15 protein-coding genes and 1 tRNA gene are annotated in these 13,447 nt (G+C 62.2%); 7 read left to right on the top strand and 9 right to left on the bottom strand.

The genetic code is table 11. From position 1 onward, the window contains the following. Positions 1-5 precede the first annotated feature (5 nt). Positions 6-2,960, bottom strand: a complete 2,955-nt coding sequence (locus tag B5X69_RS15320; protein WP_079639528.1) for a M16 family metallopeptidase — start codon at positions 2,958-2,960, stop codon at positions 6-8. A 95-nt stretch (positions 2,961-3,055) separates the two neighbouring features. Between B5X69_RS15320 and B5X69_RS15315 the strand changes: the two genes are divergently transcribed. After that, positions 3,056-3,910: a carbon-nitrogen hydrolase family protein gene (locus tag B5X69_RS15315; protein WP_079639527.1), complete on the top strand. Its 855-nt coding sequence runs from the start codon at positions 3,056-3,058 to the stop codon at positions 3,908-3,910. 119 nt (positions 3,911-4,029) lie between these two features. On the opposite strand, the gene B5X69_RS15310 is transcribed toward B5X69_RS15315, so the two are convergent. Next, positions 4,030-4,305, bottom strand: coding sequence for a hypothetical protein (locus B5X69_RS15310; protein WP_245798767.1), 276 nt, complete (start codon positions 4,303-4,305; stop codon positions 4,030-4,032). 137 nt (positions 4,306-4,442) lie between these two features. After that, complete coding sequence (locus tag B5X69_RS15305) at positions 4,443-5,240, bottom strand: NUDIX hydrolase (RefSeq protein ID WP_079639559.1); 798 nt, start codon at positions 5,238-5,240, stop codon at positions 4,443-4,445. Between the two features lie 99 nt (positions 5,241-5,339). On the opposite strand from B5X69_RS15305, the gene B5X69_RS15300 reads away from it, so the two are divergent. Together B5X69_RS15300 and B5X69_RS15295 are read left to right on the top strand one after the other, a co-directional pair. Next, positions 5,340-5,957, top strand: coding sequence for a DUF4126 domain-containing protein (locus tag B5X69_RS15300; protein ID WP_079639558.1), 618 nt, complete (start codon positions 5,340-5,342; stop codon positions 5,955-5,957). Between the two features lie 186 nt (positions 5,958-6,143). Further along, positions 6,144-6,219: transfer RNA gene (locus tag B5X69_RS15295), tRNA-Thr, on the top strand. Between the two features lie 122 nt (positions 6,220-6,341). On the opposite strand, the gene istB is transcribed toward B5X69_RS15295, so the two are convergent. Continuing rightward, positions 6,342-7,106, bottom strand: coding sequence for an IS21-like element helper ATPase IstB (gene istB / locus B5X69_RS15290; protein WP_028095139.1), 765 nt, complete (start codon positions 7,104-7,106; stop codon positions 6,342-6,344). Further along, positions 7,103-8,590, bottom strand: a complete 1,488-nt coding sequence (gene istA / locus B5X69_RS15285; protein ID WP_139375818.1) for an IS21 family transposase — start codon at positions 8,588-8,590, stop codon at positions 7,103-7,105. Before istA ends, istB begins: the two co-directional genes overlap by 4 nt. Positions 8,591-8,680: 90 nt before the next feature. Between istA and B5X69_RS15280 the strand changes: the two genes are divergently transcribed. Continuing rightward, positions 8,681-9,670, top strand: coding sequence for a metallophosphoesterase family protein (locus B5X69_RS15280; protein WP_079639525.1), 990 nt, complete (start codon positions 8,681-8,683; stop codon positions 9,668-9,670). Between the two features lie 257 nt (positions 9,671-9,927). Further along, positions 9,928-10,125 carry an OST-HTH/LOTUS domain-containing protein gene (locus B5X69_RS15275; RefSeq protein ID WP_079639524.1) on the top strand — a complete coding sequence of 66 codons (198 nt, stop codon included), beginning with the start codon at positions 9,928-9,930 and terminating at the stop codon, positions 10,123-10,125. 52 nt (positions 10,126-10,177) lie between these two features. Here B5X69_RS15275 and B5X69_RS15270 read toward each other — a convergent pair whose 3' ends face one another. The 4 genes from B5X69_RS15270 to B5X69_RS22275 all read right to left on the bottom strand — a co-directional run bounded on the left by B5X69_RS15270 (position 10,178) and on the right by B5X69_RS22275 (position 11,954). Further along, on the bottom strand, positions 10,178-10,912 hold the full coding sequence (locus B5X69_RS15270; protein WP_245798766.1) for an RES family NAD+ phosphorylase: 735 nt from the start codon (positions 10,910-10,912) through the stop codon (positions 10,178-10,180). Further along, complete coding sequence (locus B5X69_RS15265; protein ID WP_079639557.1) at positions 10,890-11,264, bottom strand: MbcA/ParS/Xre antitoxin family protein; 375 nt, start codon at positions 11,262-11,264, stop codon at positions 10,890-10,892. The genes B5X69_RS15270 and B5X69_RS15265 overlap by 23 nt, the downstream gene beginning before the upstream one ends. A 163-nt stretch (positions 11,265-11,427) precedes the next feature. Next, on the bottom strand, positions 11,428-11,628 hold the full coding sequence (locus B5X69_RS22280) for a tyrosine-type recombinase/integrase (protein ID WP_281250941.1): 201 nt from the start codon (positions 11,626-11,628) through the stop codon (positions 11,428-11,430). After that, positions 11,625-11,954, bottom strand: a complete 330-nt coding sequence (locus B5X69_RS22275) for a tyrosine-type recombinase/integrase (protein ID WP_281250940.1) — start codon at positions 11,952-11,954, stop codon at positions 11,625-11,627. The genes B5X69_RS22280 and B5X69_RS22275 overlap by 4 nt, the downstream gene beginning before the upstream one ends. 149 nt (positions 11,955-12,103) lie before the next feature. Here B5X69_RS22275 and B5X69_RS15255 point away from each other — a divergent pair, with 149 nt between their 5' ends. Together B5X69_RS15255 and B5X69_RS22450 are read left to right on the top strand one after the other, a co-directional pair. After that, entirely contained in the window at positions 12,104-12,754 is a 651-nt protein-coding gene (locus B5X69_RS15255) for a plasmid pRiA4b ORF-3 family protein (protein WP_245798765.1), read from the top strand. Positions 12,755-12,799: 45 nt separating this feature from the next. Next, the gene (locus B5X69_RS22450) at positions 12,800-13,438 is read left to right on the top strand and encodes a hypothetical protein (RefSeq protein WP_425441518.1); all 639 of its coding nucleotides are present in this window, start codon (positions 12,800-12,802) and stop codon (positions 13,436-13,438) included. The last annotated feature ends 9 nt before the right edge of the window (positions 13,439-13,447 follow it).

Genomic DNA, 13,447 nt, shown 5'->3' with positions numbered 1-13,447 from the left:
GCGGCTTATCGCCCGCCTGCCGATACCGCAGACGGCCTGTCCATGGCGGATGCGTCTGCAAGCGTCATCCCCTTGGGCAGGATCGCAAGCGACCATTGCCGCGCCGGCTCGAGATATTGTTTGGCAAGCCGCTGAATGTCTGCCGGCGTGACCCCCATGATATTGTCCTGGATCGAAAGCGCCGCCGCGGCGATCCGCGGGTCGCGCGTCGCCCCCTCGAGCATGTGCATCCAGTAGACATTACCGGTCGAAGCACGCGCCACCTGCTCGCGGATGGGCCCCGCGTTGCGCGCAAGTTCGTCCGCGGTCACCGGGTTGGCGACAAGATCGGCCGCGATCTCGCGCGCAATCGTGTAGAAACGCTCGATGTCCTTAGGCGCGAGCAAGCTTCCGACGAGTAGATAGCCGCCGCTCTCGAAGGCGGTGGGCCAATGGCTGTCGACAACGGGGCCGTAACTGGCTCCCTGCTCGGCGCGGAGCCGGTCGAAGAGCCGGTCGTTGAAGATGCTGGCAAGAACCTGGAGTCCCTGCTGGTCGCGCGGGGCTCCAAGGCCCCCGCTTGTCGGCCAGGCGGTCATCGCGGCTGCCTGCCCTTTTTCGCCCCGGTGATAAGCGAGGACAGGCTCGGTGACATGCTTGGCGAAGCGAACCTTCTCGCCGCCCGCTGGCGCAAGCGGCGAGCGCGGCGGCAGCGCGCCCAAGGTGCTTGCCAATATCTGCTTGTAGTCGACCGCGGAAAGATCGCCGAAGATCTGGACCTCGATAGGCCCGCTCGCAAGACGCGGCGCCCAGAAGGCCTTGAAGGCGGCCGGGGTCAGCGCTTCGATCTCTTCTCGGCTGGGCGGCGCCCAGCGCCGGTCGCCGCCCGCGAGCCAGCCGCGCAAGTTTCGGTCGAGCACGGCATTGGGCGTTGCATCATTAAGATCATAGCCCGTGAGATAGCCAATGCGCAGCCGATCGACGGGGGCTGCGTCCCAACGAGGGAAGGCGAGCTTCCCGGCAATAAGCTTCAACTGGTCGGCAAGGTCTGCAGGCTTGCTCTCGGCCGACAGTTCGAACGCATCGTCATCGACCGCGAAATTGAGCTGGATCTGACGGCCGTTGGTGAGCTGGTCGATCGCATTCTGACCCCAGGGCCCGATCCCGCTTGCAACGAGCGCATAGTCACCCGTCCATAAAAGATTGGGAGCGTCGGCAGCGACGCTGCGATTGCCGCTTCCGAAGCGGACGTTGACGCGCACCTTGCCGGGCTCGACCGGATTGTTCGACACGAGCGCGGTAACGCCGTTTGCAAACTCGATCCGCTCTGCGCGCAGTCCGGCGATCATCGTGCTCGAGGCGATCGTTCCCGGCGCGCCGAGCGGGGGAAGCTGGCTGAAGTCCGCCTTGATCGCAGCGAGGCGCTCGTCCTTGATCGTCGCGGGCCGCGCGAGCGCTGCCAGCAGCGCGCCCTCGCCGCCCTCGATAGGCGTCGGCGTTGTGAGGACAAGCCGCGTCGCTGGCCCAGTGAAGATAGCCCGGCTGATGTTAAGCATCACCTCGGGCGTCGCGGAGGCGCGGATCGCCTTGAACATGTCGACCTGCGCCTGCGGACTCGTCACCACCTCATGGATGTCGACCGCGCGCACGAGGTCGTCGGCAAGCCGCGCGCCGGGTTCGTTGCGCGCGTTCTCGAGTTCCTTTTGCAGGAACGCCTCGATCTCGTTCGCCTCGCGGTCGATGTCAGCCTGCGAGGGCGGCGTCTTAATTGCATCGGCGATGACGCCGCGCACGTCGGCAAGCGCCGCCTGCCAGTCGCTGAGCGGTACGATCTGCGCCATGGTGATGTCGGCGCTGCGGTTCATATATTCCTGCTCAACACTCGCAACGAGGTAGGAACCGCCGCTGCGGGCCCGGTTTTCAAGCCGGCGGTTCACGAGCGCGACCGCAAGGAATTCGAGATAAAGCCGGCGGGTATTTTCAACCGTATCAACCCGCTTGATCCAGGGCCGGACCGTTGCAAGCGTCAAGGACAGCGGCTGATTGGGCTCGACGATTATGCGCGCAACGGGGGCGCTGGGGTCGGGCTTTCCGAAGTCGGGCTGGTGGGGATTGGGGCCGTTGCTCTCCCAGTCGCCATAATATTTCTCGATCAGCCTTGCGAACTCCAGCGGGTCGCCATCGCCGACGATGACCACAACCGCCCGGTCGGGCCGATACCAGCGATTGTGGAACGCCGCGACGGCGTTGGCGCGCGCGGCAGTCAGCGATTCGATCGTGCCGATCGGCGAACGGTTGCTGAGCAGCTGCCCGGCGAACAGATGCGCTGTGGTCGCATCGGCAATCCGCTTTTGCGGGCCGTCCGATTCCCTGAGCTCGGACATGACGACGCCGCGCTCCGCCGTCACCGCGGCGTCCGAAATCCGCGGCTCGCGTACCATACCTGCGAGCAATTTCATGCTTTCATCGAGGCTCGCCGCTGTCACGCTCGGCAGGTCGAGCTGGTAGACCGTCTGCGACGGTGTTGTCTGCGCGTTCGAATCGCTCCCGAATGTCACGCCGAAGCGCTGCCAGATACGCTTCGCCTCGCCATCGGGAATATGTTCCGAGCCCCGGAAGGTGAGATGCTCAAGCAGGTGCGCAAAGCCGCGCTCCTTCTCGGTCTCGAAAAGCGAGCCGACGTCCATCCGGACCCGGATCGACACCTGCCCGGGGGGCACGCCATTGCTCCGAACCGCATAACGCAGCCCGTTGGGGAGCTCGCCGAACAGCCAGCCCGCGTCGCGGGGAATGTCGCTGCCTTCGTAAAGCCAGCTTTCAGCCGCGGGCTTGAGCGAAGCGGGCTTCTGGGGCGCTGCCAGCGCTGCGGGCGCAACCTGCTGAGCGTCAGCAATGGGCGGCGCGAGCAGAAGGGCAAAGGCGGCAGCCGACAGGATCGAGCGGGCGAGACGCAGCGGCGCCGACGCGAGAAGAATGGACATCACCCGATCTTATCCCGTTCGAACCTTGCTGGCCACTGAACTGTGGGTGCCGGGACGCGCTTGCGCGGCCAACCGCTTCTGCCTAGCGATACCGCATGGAAACCTCCGTACCGACCTCCCGCATCGCGCTGGTCCAAATGACCAGCGGCATCGATCCTGACGCCAATCTTGCACTCATCGACCGCGCGCTCGCCAAGGCTGCGTCGGGGGGCGCCGTAATGGCGTTTCTTCCCGAAATGTCGATCCTTCTCGATCGCGACCGCGGGCGATCGGCGGCCCATATTACGCGCGAAGCCGAGAGCCGCTGGCCCGAAGCATTGCAGGAGATGGCGCGCCGCCGCGGCCTCTGGCTCCATACAGGATCGATGCCGCTCCTTGCTGATACCGGCGATCGCCGCGTCAATCGCAGCCATGTCATCGCGGCAGACGGCTCTATCCGCGCACGATACGACAAGATCCACATGTTCGATGTCGACCTCCCCACAGGGGAACGCTGGACTGAGTCAGCAAACTATGCGGGCGGCGATGTACTGGCGGTCGTCGAAACGCCGGTCGGGATGCTCGGCCTCAGCGTCTGCTACGACCTTCGCTTTCCTGAGCTGTACCATGCGCTCGTCGAGCGGGGCGCCAACATAATGGCCGTGCCGGCAGCCTTCACTGTCCCGACCGGCGAGGCCCATTGGCACGTGCTCTTGCGCGCGCGCGCGATCGAGACCGGATCCTTTGTCATCGCGGCGGCGCAATGCGGCAAACATGCCGATGGCCGCGCCACCTATGGCCACAGTCTCGTTGCCGAACCCTGGGGCTCGATCCTGGTCGATGCAGGCGCCGATATGCCGGGATCCGGCTTCACCTTGGCCTTCGCCGATATCGACCTCGCAGCGCCGGACAAGGCGCGCGGGGCGATCCCGCTCGCGCGCTCGCGGACGATGCGAAACATTCGATTATAGCTCGGCAATTCGGGCTCGCTGACCTGCAAGACCAAGGCTCCCATCACGCAGCCGAAGCCCCAATACAAAAAGGGCCCCGAAAATATCCGGAGCCCTTCGAAACTTGCTAAGCAGCCAAATTACGGGCTGGTCGGCGTGTCCTTGTCGTTGTCCGCAGCGATGATGATACCGCCGACGATAGCGATCAGCGCCAGGAGGCCGATGAGCCAGCCCGAGCTACCTTCGAGTTCGCTCTGGCCGTCAACGCGCGACACAGCGTCCGCAACAACAGGAGCAGCCGATGCCGCGACCGGGGCCGCAATCATCGAAGTGGCCGCGAGGGAGATCGCAGCTTTCTTGAGCAGATTCATCTTTTTCTCCATCCACTGGACTTTAATCTTCTCGAACCAAGCCAAGGAGAATCACTCCCCATCCCGATTCCGCAGGTTCTTCTATGCATGGTCGCCAATAATTGCAACGACTTTCGCCCTGTAGCGGTAATTGGCTCAAAAAGTCTTAATACGGCACAAAAGCGCAAGCATCGCGTCCCGCTTCACCCGCGGCGAACGCGTTCGAAGGGTTCGCTCGTGACCGGATAGCCGAGATGCCCGGGGATGCAAAGATGAGGCTCGCCCCCGCGCTCCTCGATCCAGGGCGTGACGAGTTCGACGGGATAATCGGCCGCATGGAAAGAAAAGGAAGCAAAATCATTGACCTGTGCAAGGCGCTCAAGGTTCCGGCGCGTCGGAAAGATGATCGACACTTCGCCGCGGTCGGCCATCATTAGCGTCGCGCGGGCGCTGGCCCAGAAGATGTGACTATGCTCGGCCGCTTCGACAGTGAGCTCGTGTCCGTGCGGGGGTGCCTCGACGGCAAAGAAGCGTGTGTCGAAGGTCCTTGCCTCCTTGAAATTCGGGCACCAGCGGGCGAACGGAACGAGGGCGTCGAGCGCAAGCTGGTCGCCGCGCGCGCTCAAAATGTCCGAAAGCCGCTCCTCGGCGAGAAGCGCGCGGCGCACCTCATCAGCCTCCGTATCGGCGAGCGTCGGCCAGCCAACCGCCAGCCCCGTTTCTTCGAGCGTTTCGCGTAGCGCAGCGACGCGCGCTGCCCCTTCGACATCACCCTCGGCAAAACCATGCTGCGCCGCAACGAGATAATCGTCGGGATCGATCCGCCCCCCCGGGAATACGACGGCCCCGGCAGCGAACGCCATCGTGTTGGACCGCTTCACCATCAGTATCTCATCAGGCCCTTCGCTATCGGAACGCCGCATGATCACGAGGGTCGCGGCGGGAATGGCGCTGGCGGGCGGCGTTCGGGATGCGTGGGTCTGCACATTGTTATCTGTCATGAGAATATCGATAACCGCCGTTCGCCGCATTGTCATCCAGCATTGCGAGCGTGGGCGCGGCGGTGCAGGATGCGCCGAAAGACAGCCGGGAGCAGGCTCATGACTATTGTCGAGATCTTGGGCGTCGCAAGCAGCCTCAGCCTGCTCGCCGGATGGCGGCTCTACCTGACGATCCTCGCAACAGGCATCGCGATGTATTTTGGATGGCTACCTCTTCCCGAACATCTGAAGGCCCTGCAGATCCTTGCCAATCCATGGGTGCTTGGCGTGGCGGCGGCTGGCACGCTTGCGGAATTCCTCGCCGACAAGGTCGCTTGGATCGATTCGATCTGGGACGGCATTCACAGCATCGTGCGCCCCCTCGGCGGCGCGCTATTGGCGCTCGCGCTCGTCGACTCGTCGGACCCCGCCTGGCAGGTGATCGCCTTTCTCCTCGGGGGAGGCGGCGCTCTGCTCAGCCACGGCGCCAAAGCGACCACCCGCGCGGTCGTCAATGTCAGCCCTGAACCCTACAGCAACGCCGTCGTGTCGGCCGGCGAAGACGTCGCCACAGGCGGATTGCTCGCGCTCGCGATCGCCTACCCTCCCCTTGCTATCGTCATTGCTGTTCTCCTGGCGATTGCCGGGGTGATCGTCATCATCGCCCTCCGCCGCCTGCTCCGTAATATCAAGGCCACGCTCAAGAAGGCGCTCGGCGATGCAGAGGCGGGCGCGTAGCGGATCCGGCCCGAAACCGGAGCCGTGCGCACGATCGGCACAGCGCGATGGCGGGGTGAGCGCCATGGGCGGCCGCCCTTCCCCGTCTGATAGGAATCAAAATAGCCGCCGCCGCTCGCATAGCCTGCAACAAATATGACTGGGCGCTTGTCATCGCCGAAACCCGCTGTTAGAGGCGCCGGCGTTGCCGCTTTAGCTCAGTTGGTAGAGCACATCATTCGTAATGATGGGGCCACAGGTTCGAGTCCTGTAAGCGGCACCACTGTCAACGGCGGAGCAAAAACCGGCCACGGGGCGGCGCAAAAGCAGGCCACTTTCTTGCGCGCTTGAGCCCGCCGGGAGGGCGTAGCCCGAGCGGCGGGCTCAAGCGCGCGTTGCGGTTTTCTATGGGGTCTGGCCGGCGTTTCGGGCCCGACTTTGCGCGAGCCTGTAGCTCTCGCCATTCATCTCGAGGATGTTGACGTGGTGGGTCAGGCGGTCGAGCAGAGCGCCGGTCAGCCGCTCTGTTCCGAAGGTCTCGGTCCATTCGTCGAACGGCAGGTTGCTGGTGATGAGCGTGGCGCCGCGCTCGTAGCGTTGCGAGATCATCTCGAAGAGTAGCTCGGCGCCGGTCTTTGACAGAGGCACGAAGCCCAGTTCATCGATGATGAGCAGTTTGACCGAGGCCAGCTGCTTCTGGAGCCGCAGGAGGCGGCGCTCGTCGCGGGCTTCCATCAACTCGTTGACCAGTGCCGCGGCCGTAGTGAAGCTGACCGACATTCCTTTCTGACAAGCGGCCAGTCCCAGCCCCAGAGCAACATGCGTCTTGCCCGTGCCACTCGGTCCGAGCGCAATGACGTTTTCGCGCCGCTCGATCCATTCGCAACGGGCGAGGTCCAGTACCTGCATCTTGTTGAGCTTCGGGATCGCCTTGAAGTCGAAGCTGTCCAGGCTCTTCTTGGCGGGGAACTTTGCAACCTTGATCCGGCGTTCGATCATCCGTCCCTCGCGGTCGATCAGTTCCAGTTCGACCAGTCGGGCGAGGAACTGGACGTGGTCCAGGCCCTCGGCTGCACATTGGCGCGCCAGCTTCTCGTGCTCCCGCAAGAAGGTCGGGAGCTTCAGCGTCTTCAGGTGATGAGCAAGCAGGATCTGCGGCGCACCGGTCATGCCGCGTCTCCCGACAGCAGAGACATGTAGCTTGCCGCCGAGGTGGTCCCCACGTTGGCCCGCGGCAGGTAGGGATAGACATCGAGGTCCAGCTTCGGCGGCCGTTTCTCAACATGGCAGAGAGCGAGGTGCTTCACGGCATCGAAGCCGACCGCGCCCAATTGCAGGGCCTTCTTCACGGCCGCGTGGAGATCATCGATGTCGAAGGTTTCCAGCAGGCGCAAAACCTGCACATATTCCCGGCGTCCCGCCTTGATCATCCGCGCCTCCATCAGGCGGCGCAGGGTTGCGAACTCAGGCGGCAGGTTCCATTCGGCAAGAGGCGCGGCCTGCTCCAAAGCATTGATCTTCCTCTCGATGAGCGGAAGGTAATGCACCGGATCGAACACCATGTCCTCGCGGTCATAGCAGCGGGGATGGCGTGCGATGAGCTCCCCACCGCAGCCGATCACAACCTCGTCGACATAGCCCCTGATCCAGACATCGCGGTGGCCGTAGGCGACCGGCACCGAGTAATCGTTGGTCTTGTAGCGCACCAGCGCTTGGGAACTGACTCGCCCGGTGGCTTGGTCGCAGGCATCAAACGGCGCGGGTGGCAGATCAGACATCACGACCAGATCTCGCACGAGGCGTTCCCCGATGGTCTCGGACTGGCCGCGCAGAACATCCGCCTGACGTTTGCGACACTGCTCCTCCAGATAGGCGTTGAACGAAGCCCAACTCACAAACCGCGGGACCGGGACCATGAAGTTGCGGCGGGAATAGCCGACCAATCCTTCCGCGCTGCCCTTGTCGTTCCCCTTGCCGGGGCGGCCATAGCGGTCTCGGAACAGGTAGTGGGACAGGAACCCGCTGAAGAGCGTGGCCCGCTGACGTGTGCCGTCCGCCAGGATCTTCGCAACAAGACAGCGATCGTTGTCGTAGAGGACCGATACCGGAACCCTGCCGAAGAAGGCGAAGGCGTGGACGTGGCCGTCTACCCAGGCTTCCGCTGTCGCCGCGGGATAGGCGCGCACGAAGCAGGCATCACTGTGCGGCAAGTCCATAAAGAAGAAGTGCGCCTTCTGCTCGACGCCGCCGATGACGACCACAGCCTCGCCGAAGTCGGCCTGGGCATGTCCTGGCGGATGGGCCAGCGGCACGAACATCTCTCGGCCGCGCCGCTCGCGCTCCCGCATGTAGTCCTTGATGATCGTATAGCCGCCGGTGAAGCCATGCTCATCGCGAAGCCGCTCGAATACCCGCTTCGCCGTGTGCCGTTGCTTTCGATGGACCTCGCGATCCCCCTCCAGCCAGCCATCGATGATCTCGGTGAACCCATCCAGCTTCGGCCGCTTCACCGGCGCCGTCCGCCGGTATCCAGGCGGAACCGAGAACGCCAACATCTTCCGAACGCTGTCGCGGGAAACTCCAAACTGACGCGCAGCCTCGCGCTGGCTCATGCCTTCTGAACAAGCCAGGCGAACCTTCCGATACAAATCCACGGTGAAAATCCTCCCGCCCTCCCTGTCGCCAGAAAGGGTAAAGGTGGACGACTTTTACGCCGCCCGCAGCGGGCTCATCCCGCCGCTACCGTGGTCGACTTTCTCACCGCCGTTCTCAAATGGATGTCCAACGGTGGATCCGAAATCGCAATGTCGCCCAAGGTTCATACCCAGGCCTTTGAAATTCCCACAGCCGTTAAAGGATATGAGCTCATCGCGGGCAAAGTGCCCTTCTCGGTCGTCCCCGGCAATCACGATTATGACGCGCTGTGGACCGATCCTGCGTTCCCGCCGCAACCCGAGCGAGGGAAGAACGGCGTGCGCCACGTAGGCGGACTTGACGGCTTTCGGTCGGCCTTTTCGGAAAAGTCCCAGGTCTTCAAGGGCCAACCCTGGTATGTCGGCTCGCACGATGGCGGTGCCGATAGCGCCCAGCTTTTCACGGCGGGACAATGTCGGTTTCTGCACATCGGCCTGCAGTATCACGCGCCCGATGCATCACTGGCGTGGGCCAGAAGCGTCATTGGACGCTTTCCCGCCCTGCCCACGATCGTGTCCACTCACGATTATCTTGGTCGCGACGGGAGGCGAAATCTGAAATCCAACCCGCGGCAAAGCCGTCTCGACCCGCATGACAATGACCCGGGGATGATGTGGGAGGAATTCATCAGCCGGCACGATCAGATATTTCTCGTGCTGAGCGGCCATGTCGGTGGCCAAGCATTCAGTGTCGATAAGAACCGCGCCGGCAACGCGGTCTACCAGATGATGGCCGACTATCAGGGCCGCGGCCAGACGGTGGTGGATCTGGCCGCTCCGCACACGGCCATCGGAGATGGCTGGCTGCGACTGCTGAATTTCCGCCTGGACACACCTCGGCCCCATATCGCAGTGCGAACCTATTCGACCCACTACGGCAAGTTCGCCTCGGAAATTCCCGAATATGGCGCCTGGTACAAGGCGCGTGACAAGCAGGCCCACCTGTCGGACGAGGATTTTCTGAAGCGCGACGAGTTCACCATCGATCTCGACGACTTCCACCGCAGGTTTAAGTCGCCTTCCGCCCTGCGAGAACAATAGCCTCCCTTTCCCAAGCGACGCCCGAGCATGGGAGGTGAAGGGCGGACCCTCTCGACATGATGACGAGCGGGAAATGGACCCGTTCTGGATGTATCTTAGCGACTTGCTCGGGCCCTGACGCTACAGGGAGCGAAGCTTGGCCTGCATCGAGCAGGAAGTCGCGCGGTGCCGGCGACGGGATCGGGACGGTCGTCAATTCGCTGCATTGAAGGGCTTTGTGTGATAATTGACCGATATTGCGGTCGTGAAATGCTTTCTTGACCGCGGCGCTGGGCCAGCTCGACGATCTGGATGGCTGGTACCCGCTAAGCGCGGTTGGAAGCCGGTTTCTGGCAGAGATGCCCGATTTCGATCCACGCAGCTACGGGTGCGCCAAGCTCGTCTTGTTGATCGAAAAATCTGGCGCCTTCGACATTAGGCGCGACCAGCTTCGGGTTTATATCAGGACAAAATAACTGCGCCGCAATCGCTGATCGTCTGACCCAACTCGCTTGTCAAAGAGCTTAGTCAGAGGCCGAAGTCTGAAGGCCGAAACCTATACCGCTCCTCCGACGGAAAAGCGCGAAGAGCGATCAACTCGCCTTGCTCGTAGCGAATATGCCAAGTTTGAGCGTTGCCGGGCGCTGGGTCACGAAAGACCGATGGGTCAAGCAGGGCCACGTTCGCGCGATGCTCAGGATCTCGAACGGACGCATAGCGAATAGCCTGCGCGTCAATCTCTCGCGCTTCAGACGCAAACTGCTGGCAAGCGGAATAGTCGTCCTGCGCCATCCACAGCGACGCGCCCGCAACAAATGGGTCTGCACACAGGTCGAGCAGACGATCCATCGCTACCGAGACACTGATTGCCGAGTTTTCCACGGTCGTGCTCGGCGGCTGAAATCCAGGCGACCGGGAGTAGAAACGCAGCCGCCAATAGGCTGTCTCGGCAATCGCAGCGCCAATCGCCTCTGCGGCATAGAAGATGCCGGGCTTCTCGCCGGCGCGGCGAAATCTCGAGCTACTCTTGTGCCCGTAGCGAAACGGCGTCGCGAGCAGATAGTGGAGATGTCGCGCCGCTACCGGCAAGTTCGGTTTCACTTCCTCCACAAGCTGCTCGAGCAACGCTTGATCGTCGGCGCCAGCGGCCAGACGGTTGGTCGAAATCCGATGTTGCGCCTCGACGATCCGCCACAGCTTTCCACTGTAGGAGCGAAAATGCTCCGGCTTCGGCGTTCGCTCAAACGCGGGCGCGGTAATCATCGACATAGTCGGCCACATCGTTCAGACCGCGGATCGTGCGGATCAGATCGATCGGTCTGCCGCCAAGATCCAAGTTTTCCGACTTCAACCAGGACGTCGACGCCGCATCGTCGCTTCCCATGAGCGCATCGAGGCTGCGAAAAAGGCGCACGAGGTACTGCCCCAGTTCGAATGCCTTCTCGGCTCGCTGAAGTTGATAACTGCCGGAACGAAGCCGCGAGGCCGTTGCTGCGGAAATGCCTACCACCGAGCCCAACTGCTCGTTCGTCAGTTTCCAGCACGTCGCTACACGCGCGACCGCTTCCGAGAGAACTCGTCCCTGATCCGCCTGTGAGGCCAGCCGCGTTGCCATGACATTCTCCAGAATGAAAATTTACATTTCCATTCATAGGAACACACGCCTAATTTTGCAAGTGGAGGCGTTTCATTTGGCGGTTAGGGCCGAGATTTGGGTTTCATCAGACGCGCGTAAGGCGTCGAGATAATCGCTCCACCACTGATGCATCGCTACCCGTTCATCCCAATCGCCCTCGGTTATAGGTCCCGCGAACGGCATTAGCGTCCGCATGCGCCAGTGAACGCTCGATCGCATTGGGATGCCATTTGCCGCTTTCATTCAAGAGCGACGAAGCGGTGGTGCGCAAGCCGTGAGCCGTCACCTCCCCGGTGGAATATCCCATGCGGCGGAACGCCTGATTGAGTGTGTTCTCGCTCATTGGGCGGCGAAACGTGTGAAAGGCAGGAAAGACAGACCCTCTGGTCCGGTAAGCTCGTGAAGCTCCCCCAAATGGCTCACTACCTGACGCGACAAAGTTACGGCATGCGGCCGGCGCATTTTCATGCGCTCCGCCGGGATAATCCATACCGCACTATCGAAGTCGATCTCCGACCACAGGGCTTTACGCAGCTCTCCGGGCCTGGCCATCACATGAGGCGCAATTTGATACCCGAGCCGCGTAATCGTGTTTCCGGTGTATGCATCGATAGACCGCAGCAAAGCACCAACTGCCTCCGGTTCCAAGAGCGCGGCGTGGTACGTCACACGCGGGGCGATCAGCGCCCCCCGCAACACGGCAGTAGGATCACTCTCTCCTCTTCCAGTCGCGAAAGCAAGGACATCCCGCCCCCGCTCGGCATCATCGAGAAGGTCGCTTCAGGCTGGCCCGCATCCCGGTGGGACGAGATCATGCCGTGGAACTGGACAGCGCAAAGGGCGCCCGTCAACATGGCGGCATGACCGACCAGATCGTCCGGATTCGCATCACACTCGCCGACACAGACCCGCCCATTTGGCGCCGCGTCGAGATGCCCGTCGATGCCAGCCTCAAAATGCTCCATGATGTGATCCAGGGCGCGATGGGCTGGCTCGATTACCACCTCTGGGAGTTCGAGGCGGAGGACCGGCGTTACGGCGTGCTCGATCCCGACTGGAACGATGACCGCCTGCTTGCCGCCAAAAACGCCAAGCTCAGGACCTTGCTCGACCGCGGCGTTCGTCAACTTCTCTATACCTACGACATGGGCGATAACTGGGAACATCTCATCGCCATCGAAGAGGTCGAGACCGGGCAGCGCGGCGCCCAATATCCTCGATATGTCGATGGCGAACGCCGCGCTCCGCCTGAAGATTGCGGCGGTACGCCCGGGTTCGAGAAGTTCCTCGACGCAATCGCCAACCCCCGACATCCAGAGCACAAGGACGCCTGCGAGTGGCATCACGGATGCTACGGGAAAGCCTTCGATCCCGATGTGATCGACGAACGCGACGCAAAGCTCCGGATCGGTGCCATCGCCAAGCGTCGCGCTGCCGGCAAAGCATCCCAAGCCAAAAAATCACCCTGACAAGACGGCTTTCAGACCTCGCTTGCGCAGCACCAGCACCGATACATGCAGATCGAAGGCAAGACCGAACTCAATCGACCCATGATCGAGGGGAAAATCAGCCCCTGCACATCACCGCCAAAGCCGCCTGACGATGACGAAGGCCACCGCCGAAACGACACCGCGCTGACGGACACGACCGGGCTCTACTCCTTTTCCGTTGGCGCCCAGTCTCTTGCGACGGAGCGTAGATGCGTAATCTTAATCCACGTCGAAATCGACTGCCATCTTTCGGAGCACAAACTTCTGCATCTTACCTGTAGCCGTCTTTGGGATAGTACCGAATACGAAATGCTTTGGCACCTTAAAGCCTGCAAGATGCTTGCGGCAGAAAAGAGCCATAGAGGCAGCATCGACCTCCATTCCATCGCGGAGCTCGAGGAATGCACAAGGCACTTCTCCCCAACGCTCGTTCGGCTTTGCGACGACGGCCGCAACGCTGACAGCGGGGTGGCGGTGCAACACCTCTTCGATCTCCACAGACGAGATATTCTCGCCTCCCGAGATAATAACATCCTTCGATCGGTCTGTGATGCGGAGTGGCTTTTATCCCGCAAAATGCGGATTCCGGGTTCATCGCGCGCAGTGTTCCGATTTGATCGTGCGCAGCATTCCGACGTGATCTCGCGCAGCATTCCGATTTGAAGCTGCGCA

Origin of the sequence: Sphingopyxis flava, from assembly GCF_900168005.1 — a bacterium.
GTDB classification, from domain to species: domain Bacteria; phylum Pseudomonadota; class Alphaproteobacteria; order Sphingomonadales; family Sphingomonadaceae; genus Sphingopyxis; species Sphingopyxis flava.
Note: the sequence above shows the minus strand (reverse complement) of the source record. Positions and strands in the feature narration are given on the sequence as shown.